Source organism: Aeromonas sp. WP2-W18-CRE-05, from assembly GCF_014168615.1.
Classification (GTDB): Bacteria; Pseudomonadota; Gammaproteobacteria; order Enterobacterales; family Aeromonadaceae; genus Aeromonas; species Aeromonas caviae.
Genome location: NZ_AP021917.1, coordinates 2562499 through 2589285, shown reverse-complemented (window position 1 = coordinate 2589285; position 26787 = coordinate 2562499). Strand labels below are relative to the sequence as shown.

At 59.9% G+C, this 26787-nt stretch carries 20 protein-coding genes; 15 read left to right on the top strand and 5 right to left on the bottom strand.

The window, feature by feature from the left end:
* The first annotated feature begins 19 nt into the window (after positions 1–19).
* The 10 genes from pepN (at position 20) to rmf (ending at position 16414) form a co-directional block, all read left to right on the top strand.
* Positions 20–2644 (top strand): aminopeptidase N, encoded by a 2625-nt coding sequence (gene pepN / locus H7R73_RS12050; RefSeq protein WP_103260137.1) that lies wholly within the window; start codon positions 20–22, stop codon positions 2642–2644.
* Between the two features lie 67 nt (positions 2645–2711).
* On the top strand, positions 2712–2933 hold the full coding sequence (locus H7R73_RS12045) for a DUF2835 family protein (protein ID WP_010674767.1): 222 nt from the start codon (positions 2712–2714) through the stop codon (positions 2931–2933).
* Positions 2934–3207: 274 nt separating this feature from the next.
* Positions 3208–8049 (top strand): NAD-glutamate dehydrogenase, encoded by a 4842-nt coding sequence (locus tag H7R73_RS12040; RefSeq protein ID WP_182951135.1) that lies wholly within the window; start codon positions 3208–3210, stop codon positions 8047–8049.
* A gap of 47 nt (positions 8050–8096) precedes the next feature.
* Complete coding sequence (pyrD, locus tag H7R73_RS12035; RefSeq protein WP_039040791.1) at positions 8097–9107, top strand: quinone-dependent dihydroorotate dehydrogenase; 1011 nt, start codon at positions 8097–8099, stop codon at positions 9105–9107.
* A gap of 85 nt (positions 9108–9192) precedes the next feature.
* On the top strand, positions 9193–9729 hold the full coding sequence (locus H7R73_RS12030; RefSeq protein ID WP_041211431.1) for a cell division protein ZapC: 537 nt from the start codon (positions 9193–9195) through the stop codon (positions 9727–9729).
* 308 nt (positions 9730–10037) lie between these two features.
* Positions 10038–12209 (top strand): bifunctional 23S rRNA (guanine(2069)-N(7))-methyltransferase RlmK/23S rRNA (guanine(2445)-N(2))-methyltransferase RlmL, encoded by a 2172-nt coding sequence (gene rlmKL, locus H7R73_RS12025; protein WP_052814621.1) that lies wholly within the window; start codon positions 10038–10040, stop codon positions 12207–12209.
* Positions 12209–12436 carry a glutaredoxin family protein gene (locus H7R73_RS12020; RefSeq protein ID WP_042863878.1) on the top strand — a complete coding sequence of 76 codons (228 nt, stop codon included), beginning with the start codon at positions 12209–12211 and terminating at the stop codon, positions 12434–12436. Before rlmKL ends, H7R73_RS12020 begins: the two co-directional genes overlap by 1 nt.
* A gap of 72 nt (positions 12437–12508) precedes the next feature.
* Positions 12509–14419 carry an ATP-binding cassette ATPase Uup gene (gene uup, locus H7R73_RS12015; RefSeq protein WP_042863877.1) on the top strand — a complete coding sequence of 637 codons (1911 nt, stop codon included), beginning with the start codon at positions 12509–12511 and terminating at the stop codon, positions 14417–14419.
* 8 nt (positions 14420–14427) lie between these two features.
* Positions 14428–16077, top strand: a complete 1650-nt coding sequence (locus H7R73_RS12010) for a DUF3466 family protein (RefSeq protein WP_103260135.1) — start codon at positions 14428–14430, stop codon at positions 16075–16077.
* A 157-nt stretch (positions 16078–16234) separates the two neighbouring features.
* Positions 16235–16414, top strand: coding sequence for a ribosome modulation factor (rmf, locus tag H7R73_RS12005; protein WP_005315693.1), 180 nt, complete (start codon positions 16235–16237; stop codon positions 16412–16414).
* A 79-nt stretch (positions 16415–16493) separates the two neighbouring features.
* Here rmf and fabA read toward each other — a convergent pair whose 3' ends face one another.
* The 3 genes from fabA to H7R73_RS11990 form a co-directional block, all read right to left on the bottom strand.
* Positions 16494–17054: a 3-hydroxyacyl-[acyl-carrier-protein] dehydratase FabA gene (gene fabA / locus H7R73_RS12000; protein WP_010674758.1), complete on the bottom strand. Its 561-nt coding sequence runs from the start codon at positions 17052–17054 to the stop codon at positions 16494–16496.
* A 78-nt stretch (positions 17055–17132) separates the two neighbouring features.
* Positions 17133–19112, bottom strand: a complete 1980-nt coding sequence (locus H7R73_RS11995; RefSeq protein WP_103260134.1) for a Lon protease family protein — start codon at positions 19110–19112, stop codon at positions 17133–17135.
* A 38-nt stretch (positions 19113–19150) separates the two neighbouring features.
* Positions 19151–19555 (bottom strand): helix-turn-helix domain-containing protein, encoded by a 405-nt coding sequence (locus H7R73_RS11990; protein WP_103260133.1) that lies wholly within the window; start codon positions 19553–19555, stop codon positions 19151–19153.
* A gap of 124 nt (positions 19556–19679) precedes the next feature.
* Here H7R73_RS11990 and H7R73_RS11985 point away from each other — a divergent pair, with 124 nt between their 5' ends.
* Positions 19680–19931, top strand: a complete 252-nt coding sequence (locus H7R73_RS11985; protein ID WP_182951133.1) for a hypothetical protein — start codon at positions 19680–19682, stop codon at positions 19929–19931.
* 317 nt (positions 19932–20248) lie between these two features.
* On the opposite strand, the gene H7R73_RS11980 is transcribed toward H7R73_RS11985, so the two are convergent.
* Positions 20249–20554 (bottom strand): YebG family protein, encoded by a 306-nt coding sequence (locus tag H7R73_RS11980; RefSeq protein WP_039041159.1) that lies wholly within the window; start codon positions 20552–20554, stop codon positions 20249–20251.
* A gap of 220 nt (positions 20555–20774) precedes the next feature.
* On the opposite strand from H7R73_RS11980, the gene H7R73_RS11975 reads away from it, so the two are divergent.
* From H7R73_RS11975 to rsmF, 4 genes are all read left to right on the top strand, one after another.
* Positions 20775–21419 (top strand): paraquat-inducible protein A, encoded by a 645-nt coding sequence (locus H7R73_RS11975; protein ID WP_010674754.1) that lies wholly within the window; start codon positions 20775–20777, stop codon positions 21417–21419.
* Positions 21397–22005: a paraquat-inducible protein A gene (locus H7R73_RS11970; protein WP_010674753.1), complete on the top strand. Its 609-nt coding sequence runs from the start codon at positions 21397–21399 to the stop codon at positions 22003–22005. Before H7R73_RS11975 ends, H7R73_RS11970 begins: the two co-directional genes overlap by 23 nt.
* 51 nt (positions 22006–22056) lie before the next feature.
* Positions 22057–24609 carry an MlaD family protein gene (locus H7R73_RS11965; protein ID WP_103260132.1) on the top strand — a complete coding sequence of 851 codons (2553 nt, stop codon included), beginning with the start codon at positions 22057–22059 and terminating at the stop codon, positions 24607–24609.
* Between the two features lie 129 nt (positions 24610–24738).
* Positions 24739–26169, top strand: a complete 1431-nt coding sequence (gene rsmF / locus H7R73_RS11960; protein WP_103261132.1) for a 16S rRNA (cytosine(1407)-C(5))-methyltransferase RsmF — start codon at positions 24739–24741, stop codon at positions 26167–26169.
* 234 nt (positions 26170–26403) lie between these two features.
* On the opposite strand, the gene H7R73_RS11955 is transcribed toward rsmF, so the two are convergent.
* On the bottom strand, positions 26404–26715 hold the full coding sequence (locus tag H7R73_RS11955; RefSeq protein ID WP_103260131.1) for a RepB family protein: 312 nt from the start codon (positions 26713–26715) through the stop codon (positions 26404–26406).
* Positions 26716–26787 lie beyond the last annotated feature (72 nt).

Here is a 26787-nt window from a genome sequence, read left to right as displayed (position 1 = left end):
AGCGTGGAAGCACACAATAATGACTGAACAACCTCAGGCCATGACGGCCAAATATCGCCAGGATTACCAGGCTCCCCTCTATTGGTGTGACAGCCTGGATCTCGATTTTCAGCTGCAAGAGCCCCTGACCCGGGTCACCGCCATCTCCCGTTTGCGTCGCAGCGGCGATCACAACGAACCCCTGGTGCTGGACGGCGAGGGGCTTGACCTTGTCAGCGTCAGCGTGGATGGCGTGCCCTATCAGCAATACGAGCAGGGAGAGAGCAGCCTGACCCTGTTCAACCTGCCGGCCGAGTGCGTGCTGACCGTGGTCACCGACATTGATCCCGCCGCCAACACGGCGCTGGAGGGGCTCTACAAATCCGGCGATGCCTATTGCACCCAGTGCGAGGCCGAGGGCTTTCGTCGTATCACCTATTACATGGACAGGCCGGACATCCTGGCCCGTTACAGTACCCGCATCACCGCCGACAAGGCCAAGTACCCCTATCTGCTCTCCAATGGCAACAAGGTCGCGAGCGGCGATCTGGACGACGGTCGCCACTTCGTGCAGTGGCAGGATCCCTTCCCCAAGCCGAGTTACCTGTTTGCCCTGGTGGCCGGTGACTTCGACGTGGAGCGCAACCACTTCATTACCAAAAGCGGCCGCCAGGTGGCGCTCGAGATCTTCGTGGACAAGGGCAACCTGGACCGCGCCGGTTTCGCCATGGAGAGCCTCATCAACTCCATGCGCTGGGACGAGCAGCGTTTCGGCCTCGAGTATGACCTCGACATCTACATGATCGTGGCGGTGGACTTCTTCAACATGGGAGCCATGGAGAACAAGGGGCTCAACATCTTCAACTCCAAGTTCGTGCTGGCCAACCCGGCCACTGCCACCGATGCGGACTACCACGGCATCGAGCGGGTGATCGGTCACGAATACTTCCACAACTGGACCGGCAACCGCGTCACCTGCCGCGACTGGTTCCAGTTAAGCCTCAAAGAGGGGCTGACGGTGTTCCGGGATCAGGAGTTCTCCTCCGATCTGGGGTCGCGCGGCGTCAACCGCATCAACAACGTGCGCACCGTGCGCGGTCCGCAGTTTGCCGAAGATGCCGGCCCCATGGCCCACCCCATCCGCCCGGATGTGGTGATCGAGATGAACAACTTCTACACCCTGACCGTCTACGAGAAGGGCTCTGAAGTGATCCGCATGATGCACACCCTGCTGGGGGAGGACGCCTTCCAGGCGGGCATGCGACTCTACTTCGAGCGTCACGACGGCTCTGCCGCCACCTGCGACGACTTCGTGCAGGCGATGGAGGATGCCTCCGGGGTGGATCTCGCTCGATTCCGCCGCTGGTACAGCCAGTCCGGCACCCCCGAGCTCACCGTGACCGACGAATACGATGCCGAAAGCGGTGTCTATCGTCTGCACGTGAGCCAGCACACGCCGCCGACCCAGGATCAGCCACAAAAGCTGCCGCTGCATATCCCTCTTGACATCGAGCTCTACGATGAGCAGGGTGCCGTTATTGCGCTGCAATACCAGGGCAAGGCCATTGGCAATGTGCTGGACGTGCTGGAAGCACAGCAGACTTTCGAATTCGATCGGGTGCCGGTCAGGCCAGTACCTTCCCTGCTGCGGGACTTCTCCGCCCCGGTCAAGCTTCACTATGACTACAGCGATGAGGCCCTGGCCTTCCTGATGCGCCATGCCCGTAACGAGTTTGCCCGCTGGGATGCGGCCCAGATGCTGATCAACAAGGCGGTGATCGACGGGGTGGCGCGGGTGCAGCAAGGGCAGGAGATTGCACTCTCCCACACCCTGCTGGCGGCCTTTGTCGCCATTCTGGACGAGGCTGCACTGGATCCCGCCCTCAAGGCAGAGATCCTGGCCCTGCCGGGGGAGGCGACCCTGGCCGAGCTGTTCGAGGTGGCCGATATCGACGCCATCCATCAGGTGCGCAACGGCATTCAGACTGCTCTGGCCCACGCCTTTGGCGACCGCCTGCTGGCGTGCTACGAGAGCCTGCGTCTGCCGGCTTATCAGGTGGTCCATGCCGACATGGCCAAGCGGGCCCTCAAGGGTGTGGTGCTGGGTTATCTGGCGGCGCTGGATGCCGCGAAGGCCGATACTCTGGTGCGCGAGCAGTACGGGGCTGCCGACAACATGACCGACACCCTGGCGGCGCTCCAGGTGGCCAACAGCCATCTGCTGCCGTGCCGCGCCGCGCTCTTGGCCGACTTCGAAGGCAAGTGGGCCCACGATGGCCTGGTACTGGACAACTGGCTGCGGCTGGTGGGGGCCAAGCCGGCCAAGGATGTGCTCCATGACGTGAAGCAGGCGATGGCGCACCCGACCTTCAGCATCCGCAACCCGAACCGGCTGCGGGCGCTCATCGGCAGCTTCGCCATGAACAACCAGGTGCAGTTCCACGCTGCCGATGGCAGCGGCTATCACTTCCTGACCGATCTCTTGATCGAGCTCAACGAGGTCAATCCCCAGGTGGCGTCCCGCCTCATCACCCCGCTTATCCAGTTCAAGCGGCTCGATGAGGGGCGCAAGGCGCTGGTTCGCGCCGAGCTGACCCGCCTGGCCAACCTGGACGGGCTGGCGCGGGATCTGTTCGAGAAGGTGAGCAAGGCGCTGGCACAGTAAGCGTCACGACGGCGGGCAGGGGAGCCTGGCTCTCCTGCCCGTTTTTCATGGATGACCAGGAGGTGACATGAGGCAATACACTTTTCGGCTCTCCCTTGGCCGCGACGAGATCATGTTGATGTACCAGGGGCAGGTGAACCGCCTGGTGGTACGTACCGAGCAGGGTCTGACCCTGGAGCTGGGGTTGGAGAAAATCCGGCGTTTTGTGTCGGAGAGCGGCGTTCACGGCTACTTTCGACTGAAAACCCAGGACGATCATCGCTTCATTTCCCTGGAACGCATAAATTAACAAAACTTGAACATCAATCCGGGTAAATATCTGCTTTAAGTCACTATCTATCCGGTAAATGGCGCGGCATCCAGTGCGATTTTCTGAATTTTGCCAACTTGGCAAAATTTATCACAACCCAAGCCGTGATCTGCCCCTTGTTTTTAACATCCCGTTATCACCTTTGCTCGCCTTCCTTGATCCAAGCCATTACACTTCGCTGCAACTCTGTACCGGTGGGCATCCTGGGTGGATGTCGCCGTGTCTGTGATGTCGTCCGATAAGGAAACTAGCAATGGCATTGAAAGACGCCCCTACCTCCGTTCTGCTCGAAAACGTTCTCAGTCTGATCCACCAGAAATTGCCGAAAAACAGTGCCTCCCTGGTCGAATGTTTCGTTGCCAAGTTCTACGGCAACATGGCCAGCACTGATCTGCATGACCGCAATGACAGCGATCTCTATGGCGCCGCCCTCAGTCTGTGGAATGCCCTCAACCACCGTACCGGCATCGAGCCCTATATCCGGGTCTACAACCCCGAGCTGACCCGCCACGGATGGCAGTCTCCCCATACCATCGTCGAGATCATCCTGCAGGATTCCCCCTTCCTGGTGGACTCCATCCGCATGGCGCTCAAGCGTCTCAATATCACCGCACACATGATGCTGCACCAGCCGCTGCACCTGATCCGCGGCGAAGGCGGCAAGATTGGCGCCATCCTGGATCTGGACAACACCGCAGAGCAGACCTCGGTGGAAACCGCCTTCCTCATCGAAATCGATCACCTGACCGGTGAAGAGGAGATGGACGCCCTGACTGCCGAGCTCAACTCGGTGGCGCGGGAAGTGGCCCTGGCGGTGGGAGACTGGCAGCCCATGCTGGCGCGCCTGAACGAGATCATCGAGGAGCTGCCCAAACGCAAGAACCCGGTCAGCCAAGCCGAGGTTGACTCCTGCGTCGCCTTCCTCAAATGGGTAGCCGCCCACAACTTCACCCTGATGGGTTATCGTCGCTACGACGTCAAGGCGGTGGAGGGAGATCACGAGATCCTGCCGCAGCCCGAGTCCAGCCTGGGGCTGATGAAGAACTCCATCAAGGACGAAGGCCAGCGCCTCGGCACCATGCCCGCCAGCGCCCGTCACGCGGCCCTCAGTTCCGACTTGCTGATCCTCACCAAGTCCAACAGCAAGTCCCGGGTGCATCGTCCGGCCTATGTGGACTACATCGGCATCAAGCGTTTCGACGAGCACGGCAAGGTGGTGGGAGAGGATCGCTTCATCGGCCTGTATGCCTCCTCCATCTACAACACCAGTGCGACCCAGATCCCCCTCATCAGCCACCGCCTCGAGCGCATCATGGCCGCCTCCGGCTTTGAATCGGGCTCCCATGCCTACAAGGCGCTGCTGAACGTGCTGGAAACCTACCCGCGCGACGAGCTGATCCAGGCCCGTGAAGAGGAGCTGCTGGCCACCGGTCTCGGGGTGCTGGAGATGCAGGAGCGGGACATGCTGCGCCTGTTCGTGCGCCGCGACGTCTACGGCCGCTTCTTCTCCTGCATGGTCTATGTCACCAAGGAGCGCTACAACACGGCGCTGCGGGTCAAGACCCAGCAGATTTTGCAGAAATATTTTGGCAGCAGCATCGATGTGGAGTTCAACGTCTACTTCACCGAGGGTGTGCTGGCACGGACCCACTACATAGTGCGGGTCAACAACAACAACGTGGATGTGGATGTGAACGAAGTACAGAACAACCTGATCGAAGCGGCCCGCAGCTGGGATGACCGCCTGGATTCCGTGCTGCTTTCCCACTATGGCGAGGCCCGCGGCAACGAGCTGCGCCGCCGTTTCAGCACCGCCTTCCCCCGTGCCTACAAGGAAGATGTGCTGCCGGGCTCTGCCGTCGCGGACATCATGGCCCTGGATGGATTGAGCGAGGCCGAGCCGCTTGGCATGCTGTTCTACCGCGCCCAGGAGGAGGAGAACGATCGCCGGGTACGCCTCAAGCTGTTCCACCGAAGCGAACCCATCCACCTCTCCGACGTCCTGCCCATGCTGGAAAACATGGGGCTGCGCGTCATCGGCGAGACCCCGTATCAGGTACGGACCCCCACCGGCGAGGTGTTCTGGATCCTCGATTTCTCCATGCTGCTGCGCGGTGAGCAACCGTTCGATCTGGAGCAGAGCCAGCAGCGCTTCCAGCAGGCCTTCGCCGCCATCTGGAGCAAGACCCTGGAAGATGACGGCTTCAACCGTCTGGTGCTGGGTGCCGGCCTCACCGGTCGTCAGGTATCCGTGCTGCGGGCCTATGCCAAATACATGCGCCAGACCGGCGTCTCCTTCAGCCAGTCCTATATCGAGGAGACCCTGACCCGTTATCCGGACATCGCCCAACTGCTGTTCACTCTGTTCGAACAGCGCCTGGATCCGGCCATCAAGCAGGATGCCAAGGTGCAGGCCAAGCTGCACGAGGAGCTTGCGGCCAAGCTGGATCAGGTCGCCAACCTGGATGACGATCGCATCATTCGCCGCTATGTGGAGATGATCGACGCCACCCTGCGCACCAACTACTACCAGCTGGACAAGGCGGGCAACATCAAGCCCTACATCTCCTTCAAGCTGGCCCCCTCCAGCATCACCGACATGCCGCTGCCGCTGCCGAAGTTCGAGATCTTCGTCTACTCCCCGCGAGTGGAAGGGGTACACCTGCGCTGGGGCAAGGTGGCCCGTGGCGGCCTGCGCTGGTCCGATCGCAAGGAGGACTTCCGCACCGAAGTGCTGGGTCTGGTGAAAGCCCAGCAGGTGAAGAACACCGTCATCGTGCCGGTGGGCGCCAAGGGCGGCTTCTATTGCAAGCAGATGCCGGCAGGCGCCCCCCGTGCCGTCATCCAGGAGGAGGGCAAGACCTGCTACCGTCTGTTCATCCGCGGCCTGCTCGACGTGACCGACAACATCATTGGCGGCGAGGTGATCCCGCCAAAATCCGTGGTGCGTCACGACGAGGATGATTATTACCTGGTCGTGGCCGCCGACAAGGGCACCGCGACCTTCTCCGACATCGCCAACGAGATAAGCCTCGAATACGGCCACTGGCTCGGCGATGCGTTTGCCTCCGGCGGCTCGGTCGGCTATGACCACAAGAAGATGGGCATCACCGCCCGCGGTGCCTGGGAATCGGTCAAGCGCCACTTCCGTGAGATCGGCATCAACTGCCAGACCACCGACTTCACCTGCGTGGGGATAGGCGACATGGCCGGCGACGTGTTCGGCAACGGCATGCTGCTCTCCGAGCACATCCAGCTGGTGGGCGCTTTCAACCACATGCACATCTTCGTCGACCCGACCCCGGATGCGGCCGGGAGCTTCGTCGAGCGCAAGCGCCTGTTCGAGCTGCCCGGCTCCAGCTGGGATGACTACAACCGTGAGCTCATCTCCAAGGGGGGCGGCATCTTCCTGCGCTCTGCCAAGTCCATCAAGCTGAGCCCGGAAATGCAGACCCTGCTCGGCACCGACAAGAGCGGCATGGCCCCGAACGAGCTGATCAAGGCGCTGCTCTGCCTGAACGTCGACCTGCTCTGGAACGGCGGCATCGGCACCTATGTGAAGAGTGCCCGCGAGAGCGACGCCGACGTCGGGGATCGCAGCAACGACGTGCTGCGGGTCAATGGTCGTGACCTGCGTGCCCGCATCGTGGGCGAGGGTGGCAATCTTGGCTTCACCCAGCTTGGCCGGGTGGAGTATGCCAGTCAGGGTGGTCGCATCAACACCGACTTCACCGACAACGTGGGCGGGGTGGATTGCTCCGACAACGAGGTCAACATCAAGATCCTGCTCAACCAATTGGTGGCCGCCGGGGATCTGACCCTCAAGCAGCGCAACCAGATGCTCTACGAGATGACGGATGCGGTGGCCCAGGTGGTCATCACCAACGCCTACCGCCAGTCACAATCCATCTCGGTGACCGCCTTCCGTGGTGCCGAGCAGTTGAAAGAGCAGCAGCGTTTCATCCAGGGGCTGGAGCGGGAAGGCAAGCTGGACCGTGCGCTCGAGTTCCTCCCCTCCGACGAAGAGCTCTCCGAGCGGATGGCGGCAGGGCAGGGGCTGACCCGACCCGAGCTGGCGGTGCTGGTGGCTTACGGCAAGATGGTGCTCAAAGAGCAGCTCAATTGCCCGGAAGTGACCGACGAGCCCTTCCTCGCCAACATGCTGGTCACCAGCTTCCCGACCCAGTTGCAGCAGCAATTTGGCGCGGCCCTGGCCCAGCATCCACTGCGAGGGGAGATCATCGCGACCCGGGTGGCCAACATGCTGGTCAATGACATGGGGCTCAACTTCGCCAGCCGGATGAAGGACGAGACCGGTGCCTCGGTGGCGGAAGTGGCCTGCTGCTTCGCCATGGCCCGGGAAGTGTTCGGCCTCGGCGCCCTGTGGCGTGACATCGAAGGGTGTGACAACGGGGTGGATGCCCAGACCCAGCTCGAGCTGATGTTCTACAGCCGCCGCATCGTGCGCCGCGCCACCCGCTGGTTCCTGCGCGCCCGCAACCGCAGCTGGAGCATCGGCGAGAACATCGCCTTCTTCCGCCCGGCCTTCGAGACCCTGAGTCAGCACCTTTATGAGGTAATGGACGAGAGCGAAGTGGCCGAACACAGCCAAGCTGTCACCGCCCTGATGGAGAAACAGGTGCCGGAGGCCATCGCCCGTCGCGTGGCACACATGAGCAGCCTCTTCTCCTGCCTGGATCTGGCGCAGATTGCCGCGGAGCACAAGACCGACATCCTGCGGGTTGCCAACGTCTACTATCGCCTGGGCGCCAAGCTGGATCTGCACTGGTTCCTCGAGCAGATCAACCATCAGCCGGTGGGCAACCACTGGCAGGCGATGGCGCGGGCTTCCTTCCGCGAAGATCTGGACTGGCAGCAACGCAGCCTCACCTCCGTGGTACTGGAAGGGTGCAAAGAGCAGGGGGAATGCGCTACCATACTGGCCGACTGGATTTCGGAGCATGAGCAACTCTTGTCCCGTTGGACCCACATGTTGGCCGACTTCAAGACCACGAGCACGCACGAGTTCGCCAAGTTCTCGGTGGCCTTGCGAGAGTTGAACCTGCTCCAGTTGAATTGCCGAACCTCGGCATAACCCCAAAAGCCCCGGCCAGTTGCCGGGGCTTTTTTTAAGGAGCAAGCATGCTGTACCCACTCGCCAGGCATTTCCTGTTCAAACTCAATCCGGAGCAGGCTCACGATCTCTCCATCAAATATTTGCCCCGCCTTCTCGGTACCCCGCTTGATTGTTTCTTCCGCCACTCTCTGCCCAAACGCCCCGTCACCGTCATGGGGCTTAATTTTGCCAATCCGGTGGGGTTGGCCGCCGGTCTGGATAAAGACGGGGAGTGCATCGATGCCTTCGGCGCCATGGGGTTTGGTTTCATCGAGGTCGGTACCGTGACCCCCAGACCCCAGAGCGGCAATGACAAGCCTCGTCTCTTCCGGGTGATCCCGGCCGAAGGGATCATCAATCGCATGGGATTCAACAACAAGGGAGTCGATCACCTGGTGGCCAAGGTGAAAGAGGCCAAATATCAGGGGGTGATCGGCATCAATATCGGCAAGAACAAGGACACCCCCATCGAGCAAGGCAAGGATGATTACCTTCTCTGCATGGACAAGGTATATGACCATGCCGGTTATATTGCGGTCAATATTTCCTCACCAAACACCCCGGGTCTGCGTCAATTGCAATATGGCGATGCACTGGATGAACTGCTGGCCGCATTGAAACAGCGTCAACAGGAGCTGGCCGAGAAATATAAAAAGTATGTGCCGCTGGCCGTGAAAATTGCCCCGGATCTGTCACTCGATGAAATAGATCAGGTAGCCGCCTCTTTGATCAAGAACCGTATTGATGGTGTCATCGCCACCAATACCACTCTGGAGCGGGAGATGATATATGACATGCCCCATGCCGCAGAGGCTGGCGGGCTTAGCGGTCGTCCGCTCCAGCACAAGAGCACCGAGGTGATCCGCCACCTGGCCAAAGCCCTCGACGGCGCCCTGCCCATTATCGGTGTGGGTGGTATCGACAGCGCCATGGCGGCTCGGGAAAAACTGGCGGCGGGTGCCAGTCTTGTCCAGATTTACAGCGGCTTTATTTATAAAGGGCCGAGTCTGGTCAAAGAGATCGTTACCCATATTTAAAAAATAACCGGTTGCCCTTATTTAACGTTGCTCAAATTCTCGACATGGAATAAAGTCGAGGGACGGCTTAGATAAGGGCACCACCATGTGTATTCAACCCAATGACAATTGGCAGTGGCATTATGACGCTCAGGATGATCGCCTGATGCTGGATTTGTCCGATCGCATGATATTTGCCACCGAATATAAAGGTCGGCAACTTGTTCCCTGTTCTTTCACCACCCAGCCTTTTTGTGTGGATGATGCAGCCCTCTATTACCAGTTGATGGACAAGGCCGCTGAACTCGACTGGAGTACGCCCCACCAGGTCCAGCTGGTCCTCAATGCCATCGCCGTCAGCCGTTTTTATAAACCCCTGATGCCGCAAAGCTGGTTCTTTCATGAACAGCAGGCTCATGTTATTCCGGAGATGGGATCCCTGGTGTGGATGGATACGCCCCACGGTCGGGGGGAATTCATGGTCATCGAAGCCGGCGATCAGGCGAGCGTTTGCCTGAACCTGACCGACGAACTGGTGCTGACCAACAGCAAGACGCTGCCGCGCTTTGCCGTGATCAAGGTGATGAATAACCGGATGCAAGCCAGAGTCCGGGCACAGACACAATATCGGGAAGTGGGCTGACGACGGGGCCGTTATATGGCGACGAATAAGTCCGTTATAGGCCTGCTATATTGGTCTGATATTTAAGCGCTCAGTCTCTCTCTTGTTCCATTATTTGTCTTTTTCCTTCGTCTGGTCGTCACGACCATTTTCTGCCTGGTCCGGGCAAGATTTTCGAATTCTTTACGAATGTGATGGTAGACAACTGCCAGCCAGGAGCGGGATCCTGTCGCCCGCAAGGGGGGAGGGGAGCGTTTGCCGCGCCTCTTGCCGTTTATATGGCGCCTTTGTCCAAGGTTCGAGTGCCGAGCGCGGGCCGATAAGGTATAATACGGCACTATTTTTATGGCATCCCCGTGAGCGTGATGAAAGAATTTTTTGCAACCTGCCCCAAAGGGCTGGAAAACCTGCTGGCCGTCGAGCTGACCAATCTGGGTGCGGAGCAGGTCCGTGAGACCGTGGCCGGCGTCCACTTCAAGGGCGAACTGGCCATCGGCTACAAGGCCTGTCTGTGGAGCCGCTTTGCCTCCCGTATCGTGCTGGTGCTCTCCGAGTTCCAGATGAACGACGATCTGGACCTCTACCTCGGGGCCCATACCATTCCCTGGGAGGAGCACTTCTCCGGTACCGCCACCATCGCGGTGGACTTTACCGGTACCAACGCCTCCATTCGCAATACCCAGTACGGTGCCCTGAAGATCAAGGACGCCATCGTCGATCGCTTCACCAAGCGCGGTCACGTGCGCCCGGATGTGGACAAGAAGTCCCCGGACATTCGCATCATGGCGCACCTTGGCAAAGGCAAGGCCAATATCACGCTGGACTTGTCAGGCCCGGCGCTGCACCAGCGCTTCTATCGCCAGGGCACCGGCGAGGCGCCCCTCAAAGAGAACCTGGCTGCGGCCATGATTGCCCGCAGCGGCTGGGCCGGCGAGCCCATGATGGACCCCATGTGCGGCTCCGGTACCCTGCTGATTGAAGCGGCCTTCATCGCTGCCGACATGGCGCCGGCCCTGCGCCGTGAGCGCTTCGGTTTCGATCGCTGGCTGCAACACGATGGTGAACTGTGGCAGAGTCTGATGATGGAAGCCCAGGTGCGTGCCAAGCGCGGCATGCAACGCTGCGAGGTGAAACTGTTCGGTTGCGATGCGGATACCCGGGTCCTGATGAAGGCCCGTGACAACGCCAAAGCCGCCGGCGTGGCCCATCTCATTACCTTCAAGCAGGCCGATGTCACCAAGCTGGAAAATCCGCTGCCGATGCCGGCTGTGGAAGGGGAGAGCCGTCAGGTCGGCATGCTTATCTCCAACCCGCCCTATGGCGAGCGTCTTGGGGAGTTCCCGGCGTTGCTGGAAGTGCATCAGGCCCTTGGCGATGCCCTGCGCCGCGGCTTTCAGGGGTGGAAGGTCACCATTCTCTCCGCCTCTCCCGAACTCCTGAGCTGCCTGCGCCTGCGTGCCGACAAGCAGTATCGCCTGTTCAACGGCGCCCTCGAGTGCCAATTGCGCAACTACCAGATCGCCCTCGATGCCGTCGCTTCCCAGAAAGAGGTGGCCCAGGACTTTGCCAACCGTCTGCGCAAGAATCTGAAGACCCTCGAGAAATGGGCGAGCAAGGAGAACCTCGATTGCTACCGCCTCTATGACGCGGACTTGCCGGAATACAACGCCGCCATCGACCGCTATCAGGACTATCTGGTGGTGCAGGAGTACGCGGCGCCCAAGGACATTCCCGCCCAGAAGACCCGCCAGCGTCTGCTGGACATGGTGCAGGCCGCCATCAAGGTGACCGGCATGGACGGCGAGAAGGTGATCCTGAAGGTGCGCGAGCGCCAGGAAGGCAAACAGCAGTACCAGAAGCTCTCCGAAGAGCAGCACCGGATGGAAGTGCAGGAGTACGGTGCACGCCTCTGGGTCAACCTCTATGACTATCTGGACACCGGCCTCTTCCTCGACCACCGCCAGACCCGCCGCATGCTGGGCCAGATGGCTCGGGGCAAGCGCTTCCTGAACCTCTTTGCCTACACCGGCAGTGCCACCGTGCACGCGGGGCTCGGCGGCGCCCGCGAAACCACCACGGTGGACATGTCGCGCACCTACCTCAACTGGGCCCAGGACAACATGCGCCTCAACTCGCTGGTGGGCCGCGAGCACAAGTTCGTGCAGGCGGACTGTCTGAAGTGGTTGTCGGAAGCCGACGAGCAGTACGACCTCATCTTCATCGATCCGCCCACCTTCTCCAACTCCAAGCGGATGGACGAGAGCTTCGACGTGCAGCGGGATCACCTGCTGTTGATGCAGCACCTCAAGCGCCTGCTCGCGGCGGACGGCACCCTGGTCTTCTCCAACAACAAGCGCCACTTCAAGATGGACTTGGCCGGCCTTGACGCCATCGGTCTCAAGGCGCAGAACATCACGAACAAGACCCGGCCCAAGGACTTCGAGCGCAATCAGCATATCCACAACTGCTGGATCATCACCCACGCCGAGGCACAAGGCTGATGCTGACCCTGTTTCACACCGACGGCTGCCACCTGTGCGAACAGGCGTGGGCGCTGGTGGAACAGGCCGGGATGGCCGCGCAGACCCGCCGCTGCGACATCCTGGAGGAGGAGGCCTGGCTCGAGGCTTACCGGGTGCGCATCCCGGTGCTGCAAGACGGTGCCGGCCGGGAGCTGGGCTGGCCCTTCACCCTGAGGGAGCTGCAAGGCTGGCTGGCACAGGGGTGAGCAGGATTTGACGACAAAACGGGGGCAGATTCACGCTGCCGCCCGTTTTTTCATAAGCAACAAGGAACAAACATGGCTCTTTTGACATTGCACGGCGCGTCCCTGTCGTTCAGTGATTTTCCGCTGCTCGACCATGCCGAGCTCACCATAGAGCGGGGCGAGCGCCTCTGCCTGGTGGGGCGCAACGGGGCGGGCAAGTCTACCCTGATGAAGGTGATTGCCAGCGAACTGCCGCTGGACGACGGCCGTCTGGTGTTGCAACAAGATTTGAAAGTGACCCGCCTCGAGCAGGATCCGCCCGCCTCGAGCGAGATCACCGTGTTCGATTACGCCGCAGAAGGGCTGGCCGGGGTAGGGGAGCTGCTCAAGCAGTACCACCATGTCTCCCACGCCCTGGCGCACGACCCTTCCGATGCCAACATTCGCACCATGAGCCAGTTGCAGGAGCAGCTCGACTACCAGAACGGCTGGCAGTACGAGACCCGCATCAATCAGGTGTTGACCCTGCTCGATCTCGACCCTGATGTGACGCTCGACAGTCTGTCTGGCGGCTGGCTGCGCAAGGTGGCTCTGGCCCGCGCCCTGGCTTGTGATCCGGATCTGTTGCTGCTGGACGAGCCGACCAACCACCTGGACATCAATGCCATCAACTGGCTGGAAGAGTTCCTCAAGGACTTTCGCGGCGCCATCGTCTTCATCTCCCACGACCGGGAGTTCATCCACAAGCTGGCGACCCGGATCATCGATCTCGATCGCGGCGTGATCACCTCCTGGCCCGGCAACTACGACGAATATCTGCAAGGCAAGGAGGAGTGGCTGCGGGTCGAGGAGCTGAAAAACGCCGAGTTCGACCGCAAGCTGGCCCAGGAAGAGGTGTGGGTGCGCCAGGGGATCAAGGCGCGTCGTACCCGCAACGAGGGACGGGTGCGGGCCCTCAAGGCGATGCGCATGGAGCGCACCCAGCGCCGGGAACTGCAGGGCAAGGCCAAGCTGCAACTGGACGAGGCGGGTCGCTCCGGCAAGCTGGTGTTCGAGACCGAGGGGCTGGGGCTGGACTTTGGTGATCGCACCCTGTTCCAGGGACTGGATCTGCAGGTGCTGCGCGGGGACAAGATTGCTCTGGTGGGCCCCAACGGCTGCGGCAAGTCGACCCTGATCAAGCTGCTGATGGGCCAGCTCGAGGCGAGCCGTGGCTCGGTGCGCCAGGGGACCAACCTGGAAGTGGCCTACTTCGATCAATACCGTGAGCAGCTCGACCCCGAGAAGACGGTGGTGGACAACGTGGGGGAGGGCAAGCAGGAGGTGATGGTTCGCGGCCGCTCCCGTCACATCCTCGGCTATCTGCAGGACTTCCTGTTCGAGCCCAAGCGGGCGCGCACCCCGGTCAAGGCCTTGTCAGGGGGCGAGAAAAACCGTCTACTGTTGGCCAAACTCTTCCTCAAGCCCAGTAACTTGTTGATTCTGGATGAACCAACCAACGACCTGGATGTCGAAACGCTGGAATTGCTGGAAGAGCTGCTCACCGATTACCCGGGCACCCTGCTGCTGGTCAGCCACGATCGCCGTTTCATCGACAATACCGTGACCGGCTGCTGGCTGTTTGAAGGGGATGGACGGATCAGCGATTATGTCGGGGGCTACGCCGACATGATGGCCACACGAGCCTTGCAGGCCGCCCAACAGACGGCCAAGCCGGCCCCGGTCAAGGTGGCAGAGCCTGTCGCGTCGGCAGCGGAGCCTGCGAAAAAAACACGAAAACTCTCTTACAAGTTGCAACTGGAGCTGGATAATCTGCCAGCCCGGCTGGAACAGTTGGAAATGGAACTCGATGCCCTGCAGGCCGAGATTAACCACCCCGGTTTCTTCTCCCTGCCAGCAGAGCAGACCCAGCCCAAACTGGATGCATTGAATGCGGCAGAGGCCGCATTGGAACACGCCTTCTCCCGTTGGGAGGAGTTGGAAGCGTTGAAACATCAAGACTAAGGAAGTAGATGAAAAAGCAATTATCCATGCTGGCCATCCTGGTCGGCGCCAGCCTCAACGCGCAGGCGGCACAAAGCTCCTTTTTCACCATCGTCGATGACGAAGTCAAAGGCTATGCCAGCGGGATCAGCGGCGATGCCAACGGCCTCATCGGGCTCAACACCAAGAACAACATGGCGGAATACTTCTCCACCGTGCGGTTTGCCGACTTCCTGGTCGATCGTTTCCGTTTCGAGCAGGGTTGCATGCTCTCCAACTCGGTCTGCAACTCCTTCTGGAGCGACAACTCGGGCTTTGCCTACCAGTGGCGTCGCGACTTCCTGGACAAGGTGGATCAACGCAGCAACCTGGGCTACGTGACCAGCTCCGAGGTCGATGGCCTGGTGACGGCCCTCGGGGATGTTCCGGAGGATCGTGTCGGTTACAAGATGAATGGCAAGCTGCGCACCGCCTTTGCCGTGGTCAATGACGGCAACCCGGTCGAGCTCAAGGATGCGGCCAGCACCCACGGTCTGAGCGTCCCCACCTCCATCAAGAAGCTGGACAACGGTCAGTATCTGGTGACCGGTACCGCGGCCAGCGACAAGTATCGCCACAAGGTGGGCGGTGACTTCTACAAGTGGTGTTTCGAGACGGGTAATGACAGCCAGTACGGTGACTTCCGCTACTGCCCCGGGGTCGATACCCAGGCGAGCTTCTGGCTGCTCAACAGCTCGGGCGGGTTCAGCAAGCTGATGCAGGCCGGCACCTATGGCCATCAGCGTGACGAGGTGCTGCAAACCGCTTCTGCACTGGGCGTGGCCAAGTACAACGGCACCCTCTACGGCGTGGGCTACAGCTCCACCGGCGAGGTGGGCACCGGTGATCTGGATGGTCGCAACCTCGCCAGCTACTGGACCCTGGATACGGCTGCCGGCACCGTGGGCACCACCAAGATCATCCCGCTGCCGGATGGCGAGCCTGGCAAGGACGATGCCAAGCTGCAACACAGCTGGGCCGTGGCCGTCAACGACAACGGCTACGTGATCGGCAACCAGCGCTATCGCATCAACAAGGGCCAGAACCGCCCGGTGGAGATGTTCCTGTTCAACTTGAGCAAGCCGGGTACGGCGGCCAGCCTTCCTCTCCAGGACAAGCCGGTCTCGGGGGCAGGCTCGGAAGCGGCCGCCATCAACGAGCACAACATGGTGGTTGGCTGGCGCGACTCCCGCCATCAGACCCAACCAGTGGTCAATGGTACCAACCGCATGCAGGAAGCCTTCCTGCTGAACGCGGCCGCCCCGGCCAACAGCTGGTATCTGAACGATCTCATCTGTGGCAAGGATGACGCCGGCAACAAGCAGTGTGCCCAGAACGGCAAGTACTATCACATCGCTTATGCCAGCGGCATCAGCAGCGACGGCACCATTGCCGCGACGGCGTATCGCTATGACAGCGAGAGCGACCTCAACAAACGCGCCAATGCCACCGTGGTCGCCGTCAAACTGACGCCGGCCGTGGCGGATTATCAGGGCAATGCCCCGGCCAGCTATGTGGTCAGCAATGCGCCGGTCAACAACCAGACCGGTCAGGATGGCGGCGAGGGTGGTGGCGGCAGCCTGTTCTGGTTGACTCTGCTGGCGCTGCCCTTTGCCTGGCTGCGTCGCTATCAGCGATAAATAAGTGTCATCAAAAATTAATGCAGTTCAGTATCTTGTGTCACAACCCCTGAATAGCATGGAATTTTTTGTTTGACCCTGCCTCCCCCCTGGGGTAAAGATGAAGGCGACCGGTGAAAAATTGGTCGCTTTTTTTGTTCCACGAAGAGGGTCGTAGATGATGAAGAGACAGAAACGGGACCGTCTGGAGAGAGCTCGCGCTCGTGGTTATCAGGCTGGCGTAGTCGGCAAACAGAAAGAAGCGTGTCCGTACCAGTGCCTGGATGCCAGGGGCCATTGGCTTGGTGGTTGGCGCGATGCCATGGAAGGGCGAGGCTCAGGCCTCTTCATGAAGTAACCGATACTTCATCACTCATTACAAAAGGAAAGGGGCCATCGTGGCCCCTTTACGTTGTCTCTGCTCACCAGGAGCAGGATCAGAATGCGGTGGTGTCTTTGAACAGGCCCACTTTCAGATCGGTGGCGCTGTAGATGGGGCGACCATCCACTTCCACGACGCCATCGGCAATGCCCATGACCAGTTTGCGGTTGATGACGCGCTTGAAGGTGATCTTGTAGGTGACCTTCTTGGCCGTCGGCAGGATCTGGCCGGTGAACTTGACTTCACCGACACCCAGCGCACGTCCTTTGCCAGGACCCCCTTTCCAGCCCAGGAAGAAGCCGACCAGTTGCCACATGGCATCCAGGCCCAGGCAGCCGGGCATGACGGGATCGCCGGGGAAGTGGCAGTCGAAGAACCAGAGATCCGGCGTGATATCGAGTTCAGCCAGGATTTCACCCTTGCCGTGCTCGCCGCCATGGTCGTTGATCTTGACGATGCGATCCATCATCAGCATGTTGGGGGCGGGCAGCTGGCTGTTACCTTCACCAAATAATTCGCCACGGCTGCAGGCAAGCAGCTCTTCACGGGTAAAGGACTCTTTGCCTTGTTCGCACAGGGAGAGGCGGGGATCAGTGGTGTCGTTATCTAGGGTCACGCTGTTTATCCTTCATATGGGTCAAAGCCGGGCCAATTTAGCTTACAGATGTTCGCTAAACAACTCCGATCACTTCATTTAACGGCCAAGCAGCCGATCCAGCACACTGCGCAGCAGGCCGCCACTCTTGGTAGCCGTGCCATTGAGTTCGTCCAGTCTCTCCTGGATGCGACCAAATAGGGTATCCGGCATGTCCGGTTCGCCAGCGACGCAGCCGGTGAGCAGCTCGATAGCCTCTTCCACGTGATCCACCGGGTGGATGTGGAACTGGCCAGCCTCTACTGCCGCGATCACTTCATCAGAAAGGTTGAGCTGCTGGGCGTTGGTGCCTGGCAGCAGAATGCCTTGCTTGCCGGTGAGGCCGTGGATCTTGCACACCCGGAAGAAGCCTTCGATCTTCTCGTTCACGCCACCAACTGCCTGCACATTGCCGAACTGGTCGACCGCACCGGTCACGGCAAAGTGCTGATAGATGGGCTGGCGGGCGAGGGCGGAGAGCAGGGCACACAGGCCGGTCAGGGAGGCGCTGTCACCATCGATCTCGTGGTATGACTGCTCGAACACCAGGTTGGCCGAGAGCGGCGAGGGGTTCTCTGCGCCGAACTTGTTGGAGAGGTAGCCGTGGATGATCATCATGGCTTTGGCGTGAATGTGCCCGGCGAGCTCCGCCTTGCGCTCGATGTCAGCCACATCGCCATCCCCGAGGTGGACGGTCGCAGTGAGACGTACCGGCTCCCCGAAGTCATAGGGATGGCCGGCCACCTGGATGACGGAAAGGCCGTTGATCTGGCCAACCTCTTCACCGTCGGTCTGCAGCAGGATCTGGCCGTCGATGACACCCTGATCCGATTGCTCCACCAGATAGTTGAGGCGGTAATCCTGTTCTTCCAGGGCGAGCAGGATATGTTCGTCAGTGACGCAGGTCGCTTCCAGCTCGCGGGCCAGACTGTCGGCCATGCGCATGATGGCGCCGAGCTGTACCTCGGAGAGGGATAGCCACTCCTGGTGGTCACACAGGCGGCTGGCATGGCGACAGAGGGCGAGGAGGGCACTTGGGGTGAAATCCAGCAGCGCCCAGCGCGCTCGCAGCCAGGCGAGATATTGCAGGAAGGCGGGTAGATCTTCCTCTATGTTCACTTCGGAGACCAGATCGGCACGCAGGAAGATGCGCTCCGCCATGTCCCTGTCCAGCATCTGGAATTCCGCCACGTCCAGCCTGTCACCGACCAGGATCAACTTGAACCGGATCGGGGTCGCCTCCGGGGTGAAGAAGGGCGTCAGCGTCTTGCCTTCCTGATAGGCATTCCAGTCCAGCTCGCCTTTTTGCATGGCGTTCTTGAGCTTGAACCAGAGATGAGGCTGATCCAGCAGCTCATCAAGCTGAAGTATCAGGTAACCACCGTTGGCTTCCCGCAGCAGACCGGGTTCCAAAAGGTGCTGGTTGGCGTAAACGGAGCCTTGTTCCGTCTGATAGTTGATGGAGCCGAACAAGGTATCCCAGTTCAGGTCGCGGCCGTAGACGACAGGGGCTTGCTGATCCTCATGATGGATCAGCAGGTTGATGAGCACTGGGTGCTGGAACTCGAGGCCCTGGGCAACATGGGCGGCCAGATCGGAGAGGAAATCCACGATCTTGGGGTCATTGTTCTGTTTGCGGATGATCCGGGTGACCAGCCGCTCGGCGTCGAGATGGTGGCTCATCAGCTTGAGCAGTTCGCCGACCATCTCGCAGAACTCGAAACCCGAGCCCGGTTGCAGGCGCAGCCAGATGGGTTTGAAAGGGTTGTTGAGATTCTCGGTATAACAGAGATCGAACAGGTCGCCATCCTTGCCATTCGAAGAGGCAATCAGGGTCTGGCAGACATTCTCGTAATCTGCACCGGGGAAACCATTGAGGATCATGACCGGGCAGTCACCATCAAAACTGGCCAGCCGTTTGATACCCGAAATCGCTCTGGGTTGCAGGGCGGCAAACGGAATGGGGTCGAGTTCGCCCAGTGTGGGGAACTGCTCAATCGAGAAAGCGGGTTTTAATTGTTCTGATGTTAATTCAGCCACTTAAGACATCCGGTCGGGGATAGGATCAATTGCCACCATTATACACAGTTCGGTTGAGGGTGACAGAATACCAAGATATTCAATTTAACATAATATACATTATGCGCGGTATGGTCAGGCCCGCTCAGTGGAGACAGAAACACAGCCGCCGCAAGGGCTACCGCCGTGCCAGCTCCTTTTGAATACTTCGCCAGGATATCGTACCAAGCCTGTTTCAGCTCGGGATCCGTGGCCCTGACTGCCGCCATGCTTAACAGCACTTCGCTGACATCCAAGCCAGCTTCCTCAGCCATTCTTTTTGCAGTCGCATCAGTGAGTTGCGACTTTCCTTTGTTCACGGCTGAGATATACGAGGTGGTAAATCCCAGGTCTGCGGCGACTTCCTGGAATTGGCTGTACTTTTTGGCCCTCATGTAGGCCAGAAGCAGCGTTTTAGAGTCCATGTTTTTGTCTCCTGAGTGGTTAGACAATCCGTCCCATCATACCGATTTTGGCGAAAAACAGCTTGTTTCCATTCAACTCGCCACATGGTTGAATGAGTCAACCAACCATTTGATTGCGTGACATATGGCCCACTCTAGCCCACAAAACCAGGATCTGCCCGCGCTCATCGAGCGCAAGGTCTATTGGCAGGCAGAGCCGACTGGCGATTACTCCGCCTGCATCGCGGGTCAGGTCGAGATGTTCCGCGACCTGCATGAGCTGCGGGTCTATCTGTCGATGACGTACCCCGATACCGTGTTCGAACTGGTGGAAGTCACCGAGGACACGTGGCGCGGCTTCTATGACCAGGGAGTGTTTTTCGATGACTGGTCATAATGCCGTGCTGCTGATTGACGGGGGTCGCTCATGATCACCTCAACTTCTGGCTATCTTTTTGATGCCATGACCATGTCCAGCGACGTGGCGCCGATAAATAGGGTTATCGGCATCAGGGCTTGCTGTGCGCCTTGGGGGCAACGACCTGAGGCATCTTGCTGTGATACCCCATGATGACGAGCAATCGGCATATTCAATGAATATGCAGTGTGGTTAGAAAGTTCTCGGGGAAAATAGTCGTGACAATGACTTAAGTTGCACTTTTCATGAATGAGAGAGCGGCTTCTGCCTCACATCCCCTTCCCCGCCCTTTCGTCTCAAGCCACGCTCTTCAGGGGCTTCCCCTTTGGCAGTTCAGTATCCAGCTTGTCTTCTTTGGGGGGATTCCCCTGCCCTTTTCCACCGCGCAATACCTGCTGCAACTGATCCCGCTGCTCGGCCAGATAAAAGGCCAGACTCTCCTGCTGCTCCGGTGCAAGCGCGACCGGCGCACCCGCCAGCAGTGTCATCAGCTCATCGGCGGTGTCCAGCAGTTTGTCATAGGCATCCGCCTCTTTCTTGCTGGCAAAGGTCATCTTCTCCACTCCCCCACGTACCACAACATACTTGATCTCAACGGCCATCGCGGCGCCCTCCTGATGATAGTGATTGCAAGTATATGTACGTATATACAGTATTGCAAATACCCTCAGCATGTCGGCATGCATCGCCAGCCCCTGTTTGGCTGGCGGCGGCCAGTTCACAGCGGAAAACACGTCTTTTCAAAGGGGGGTGTGCAGCGCGGCAAGACAGGGCAGGCGTTTTAAGGTAAATTTCATCAATTCCTTCAACAGGTTGAATCGTATGTCGGATCCGCACTCGGTGATTGTCTGTCCGGCCTGTGACTTGCTGATCGAACGCAAGTTGCTGCCGCTGCGCCGTCACGCCCATTGCCCCCGCTGTCATCAGCATCTGTATGGGCGCTATGCCTTTCGCCCTTCCCAGTTGATGGCGCTGACCATCACCGGATTCCTGTTGCTGCCTTCCGCGTTTTTTGAGCCTTTGATCTATCTTCGTCTGGCGGGCGTGAACTCGGACGCCAACCTGATCAAGGGAATTATGATGCTGTATGCCGAGAGCGAGCTCTGGGTGGCAACACTGGTGCTCTGGTGCGCCGTGCTGGCGCCGACAGGGCTGCTGCTCGGGATCTTTGCCCTCGCCTCCGGCCTGGCCAAGCGCTGGCATCTGCTGGCGTGGACCCTCAAAGCGGTCGAGGTATTTCGTCACTGGGCCATGCTGGAGGTGTACATCGTCAGCCTGCTGGTCGCCCTGTTCAAGCTTATCGACATCGCCGACGTGCGCCTGGGAGGCGGTCTGCTGAGCCTGGGTTGTCTGATGCTGCTCAACATGACGCTGCTGATCCTCTTTGATCCTGCCCCTTACTGGGAGCGGATTCCGCTGCAACACGCCTCCCGGGAGCCGGACCATGTCCCCGATCAGCGCCCGTGAACTGGGGCTTTGCCGCTGCCATACCTGCGGGTTGCTGGTGCGCCATCAACACGGCATGAGCTGCCCTCGTTGTCATACCCCCTTGCAGATGCGCATTCCCCATTCCCTCGCCTGGTCATGGGGCCTGCTGGCGCTGGCCACCTTCATGTTGTTGCCTGCGAATCTGCTGCCCATCACCCACTTCTACAACAAGGGATTATTGCAGTCCGATACCATTTTCAGCGGTATCATGGCGCTCTATCGCAGCAAGATGTCCGGCATCGCCACCATAGTACTGACCGCGAGCATCATCGTGCCCATCGGCAAGATCCTGGGTCTTGGCTGGATCTGCTGGCAGTTGCAGCGCAGCAAGCCGGTGCGCCGCAAACGCCAACTCGTCATGTACCGCATCATCGATTTCATCGGACGCTGGTCCATGCTGGACCTGTTCGTCATCTCGCTGATGGTGGCCCTGGTGGATCGCGGCGTGCTGCTCAATGTGCGTGCCGGCCCCGGGGCGACGGCGTTCGCCGGCGTGGTGGTGCTCACCATGATGTCGGCCAGGATGCTCGATACCCGCCTGTTGTGGGACAAGGCGGCCCGTTAATGTTTTTTGTGTCGAACGCGCTGTGCATCACAGCCAATGTAAGGAGTCGGTATGGTCGGGGCTGAGCCCGTCATTGAGAAGCACCGCTGGTTATCACCGGTCTGGTTGCTGCCCTTCATCGCCCTCTTGCTGGCGGGAGGCTTTCTCTACCAGCAGTGGACGAGCAGTGGTCAACTCATTCGCATCAACTTTGCCCAGGGCAACGGTATCTTGCCGGGCAAGACCCAGTTGCGCTATCAGGGGGTCGCCATCGGCGTGGTCCAGGAGCTGGAACTGGCACAGGATGGTCGCAAGATTGCGGTGCTGGCCAAGGTGGACAGCCGTGCCCGCACCCTCATACGCAAGGGCTCCGACTTCTGGCTGGTGAGTCCGAAGGCGTCACTAACCGAGATCTCCGGCCTGGACACCCTGGTGTCCGGCAACTACATCAACCTGCAACCCGGACGGGAGAACAACCCGCTGGAGGATGAGTTCGATGCCCTGGATGGCCCTCCCCCCGGTTATCAGGCCCAGGGGCGAACCCTGCACCTGACAGCCGATTCTCTGGGGTCGGTGGGCATCGGCGCCAAGATCTATTTCCGAGGGCTGGAGGTGGGCAGTGTCATCAACACCCGTCTTGGGGAAGAGAACCAGAACGTGATCCTGGATCTGGTGATCGAGCCGCGCTTCGAGCACCTCGTCAAGGCGGATACCCGCTTCTGGAACATCAGCGGCATCAAGGGCTCCTTCAGCCTGGCTGGCGTCAGCGTGGAGGCGGGCAGTCTCACCTCCATCCTGAGCGGCGGCATTGCGTTTGACTCCCCCAAAGATTCTCCCGTGGCGCAAAAGGGGGTCAATTTCATCCTCTACAAGGGGCTGGCCGAGGCCGCCCGGGGTGAGCGCATCACCATCCAGGCGGGGACTCTGCCCATCAAGGAAGGGATGCCCATCCTCTATGAGGGCATCGAGATTGGACGAGTCGACCCTATTCGCCTCACCGAACAGGGGCGGAGCGTGACGGCCCTCATCAACCCCGAACAGGCGTTCCGGGTGACCGGCAAGAGTCGTCTGGTGTGGGAGACGGTCTCTCTCTCCCCTGCCGGGATCAAGCACGCGGATCGCCTGCTGGCCGGGCCCGCCATTCGTCTGGACTATGAACCCGGTAAACGGGTCAACACCATGACCCTGGAGAGCCAGGCACAGCGCGGCGGCATCAAGCTGACCCTGCAGGCCGAGGATCTCGCCGGTTTGAGCGAAGGGGCTCCGCTCTGGTTCAAGGGGTTACAGATAGGTCAGCTCGGGGCACTGACCCTGGATGCCGGCGGCAATGCCAGTGTCGAGTTGCTGGTGAACGAGCGTTATCGCCATCTGCTGCAACGGGCTCGCTTCTATCGCGCCGCCCCCTTGCAGGTGGAGGCGGACCTCAGCGGTATCAAGGTGGAGACCAGCCCGGCCAGTGCCTGGTTGGCGGGGGGCATCAAGCTGGTACAGGCTGCGAAGGGTGACAGGATTGACCGCCTCTACCCCAGCCAGGAGCTGGCCCTGCTTGGGAGCCGCCATGCCAAAGCGGTCAGCTGGACGCTGCGTGCCGCTCAGGCTGATGGTATCGGTGTGGGCTCCCCCGTCCTCTACCTGGGACTGGAAGCGGGCAAGGTCAAGGCGCTGGATGCCGATGATCGCGGGGTGGCCATCACCCTGGAGATCGATGCCATCTATGCTCCTTTGCTCAAGCAGCAACCTCAGTTCTGGAAGAAGGCCGCCATCGACGGCAAGATCCGGCTCGACGGCGTGCAGGTCAAGATGGGGAACCTCGCCACCCTGCTGCGTGGTGCCATCGAATTCGACAAGCTGGGGACAGGTCGCAGCAGTCATCAGCTCTTTGACAGCAAGGAGCAGGCAAGCTCCCAGGTGCGTACCCTCACGCTCACGGCGGATCACAACCCGGGTCTCGGGGTCGGCAGCCCCATCCGCTATCGCGGAGTGGACATCGGCAAGGTGGAGCAGGTGGAACTGGATCCGACCCTGGGCCAGGTAAGCTTCAAGGCCGAGCTGAATGAGCAATATGCCGCGCGCTTCCTGCAATCCGGGGCGCGCTATGCACTGGTGCAGGCCAAGGTCGGGCTGGGAGGCGTTGCCCACCTCGATACCCTGATCAAGGGGGCCTTTGTGGAGGCGACACCGGGCCGAGGGGCTGGCAAGGAGACCTTCCCCTTGAGCCAGAGTGGCCCCGCCGGTCTTGCCCTGACCCTCAAGAGCCCCTCCGTCGATGGCATCAGCGTGGGCAGCCCCCTGCTGTTTCGCAAGATGGTGGTGGGCAGCGTCACCGGCGTGACCCTGGCCCGGGATGGCAGCGAGGTGCTGATCGATGTGAATGTGGATGGACAGTACGCCCATCTGATACGCGCCAACAGCCGCTTCTGGAATGTCTCCGGGGTTAAGGCCGATATCGGGCTGACCGGTGGCACCATCGAGGTCGAAACGGTGCAAAGCCTGCTGGCGGGAGGGATTGCCTTCAATACGCCGGAGCGGGAGATGGGCGCGACCGTCAAGGCGGGCCATCGTTATCCGCTTCATGCCAAGGCAGAGAAAGAGTGGCTGGAGTGGAGCCCCCGCATCTTGCCCTGAGTTATTCCTCTACTCGTCAAAAACCGGCCTTGTGCCGGTTTTTTTATGGTCTCATGGACTCCCCCATCAAGAAGGGCCGCGCACTGTGGTAATATGTCGCCCCTCATTTTGGGTCAGCGAGATTGCGCCGTGCACGACAACACCTACCTCCCCGATCACTTCCTGCGTCACATTGCGGAGTTCATGCCATCCCATCTCTCCATGGAGGCATTCGTGGCGAGTTGCCGGCAGCCGCTGCGGCGCAGCATCCGGGTCAACACCCTCAAGGTCACGGTATCCGAGTTTGTCGCCCGCATGGCGCCGCTTGGCTGGCAGCTGGATCCCGTGCCCTGGTGTGAAACCGGCTTCTGGCTCACCCGCAGTGATGAGAGCGTTCCCCTTGGCAACACGGCCGAGCATCTGTGCGGCCTCTTCTATATTCAGGAAGCGAGCTCCATGTTGCCGGTGACGGCGCTCTTTGCCAGTGAGCAAACCAGAGGGGATGGCATGTTGCTGGACGCGGCCGCCGCCCCTGGCTCCAAGACTACCCAGATCGCGGCGCTGATGGAGAACCGCGGCATGCTGATCGCCAACGAGTTTTCCAGCAGCAGGCTGAAAGTGCTGAGCGCCAATATCCAGCGCTGCGGTGTGACCAACGTCGGCATGACCCATTTCGATGCCAAGGTCTTTGGCCAATGGCTGCCGGAAACCTTCGACGCCATCCTGCTCGACGCCCCCTGCTCCGGCGAGGGGACGGTGCGAAAAGATGAAGACGCACTGCGCAACTGGAGCCTGGAGAGCATCGAGGAGATCGCCGCGGTGCAGCGTGGCCTGCTGGAGAGTGCTTTTCACGCCCTCAAACCCGGCGGCGTACTGGTCTACTCCACCTGCACCCTGAGCCTGCAAGAGAACCAGGACGTCTGCCAGTCACTGCAAGAGAAGTTCGGCGATGCCTTCAGCTTTGACTCGTTGGCCGATCTCTTTCCGGGAGCGGAGAAAGCCTGTACGCCGGAGGGATACCTGCATGTGTGGCCCCAGATCTTCGACAGTGAGGGCTTTTTCGTTGCCCGGTTGCACAAGCATCACTCCGTGCCCAACACCATGTTCAAACCTGGCAAGCTCGGCAAGTTCCCCTTCTCACCGCTGCCAGAGAAAGAGGCCGGCCCCATGCTGCGGGAGATTGAAGGGAATTTTGGCATCGTGCCCCATGGCCAATTGTTTGGCCGCAATGACGAGATCTGGCTCTTCCCTCACGCCTTCGAGCAGGTACAGGGGAAGCTGCGTTTCGATCGCATCGGTATCAAGCTGGCTGAAACCTTCAAGAAGGGATATCGATTGACCCATGAATGGGCTCTGGCTTACGGCCATGAGGCGAGTAAGGGATGCGTCGAGCTGGATGCTGCCAATGCCCGTGAATTCATGATGGGACGAGATGTCTGGCCAGAGCAGGATGCCGGGACTGGGGAAGTGATCGTTCGTTACCAGGGGCACCCGCTCGGCATGGGGAAATGGGTGGGGAGTCGCATCAAGAATGCCCTGCCCCGGGAGCTGGTACGGGACAACAACCTGTTCAATGCGTGAGAGTGGGGTCGCTCGAGCAAAAACAGCGCCTGTTCGAGTCTGAAAAACCCCCACTCTGGTTGAACTTTTATCCGGTTCTTGAAATGCCTAGAGCCTTGTCTAAGCTTAAGGCTATCCGCATACCAGTTAGCGCACGGCTCTGCAAGGAGCCAATTCCCCTATGCCAGGTACAAGGAATTCGTACCTGGCTTTTTTTGTCTTCCTTTTTCAACCATGCCGGCACGATACCATCGTCTATTCGAGCATGTCTGCCGACTCGGGGAGATCGCTCTGCTGCGCGTTGGTCGTTTGTTGCAGTTCGTGCTGATAGAGCAGATCGATCGCCTGCTCGATGATGGAGGCCTGACTGTCTTCCAGTTGTTGCCCCAGCATGGCCAACCGCTCTGCATGACGATTGCTTATCCAGCATTGCAACCGGCTGTGGGTTTCCTGCTTGCGCTTCACGTGCTGGCGCTGCCGTTCGGCATTCTCTTGCGCAGCGTTTTTTTTCAATTCCTGGCTGCCATGACCCTCTGACACATCATTGTCGCGAATGTTATCTCTCATTTTTCGTTGGCATCTTCTACGAAAGTAAATCGGATTACGACTCCCCCACCGTCATGATGTCTGTGGAGGACG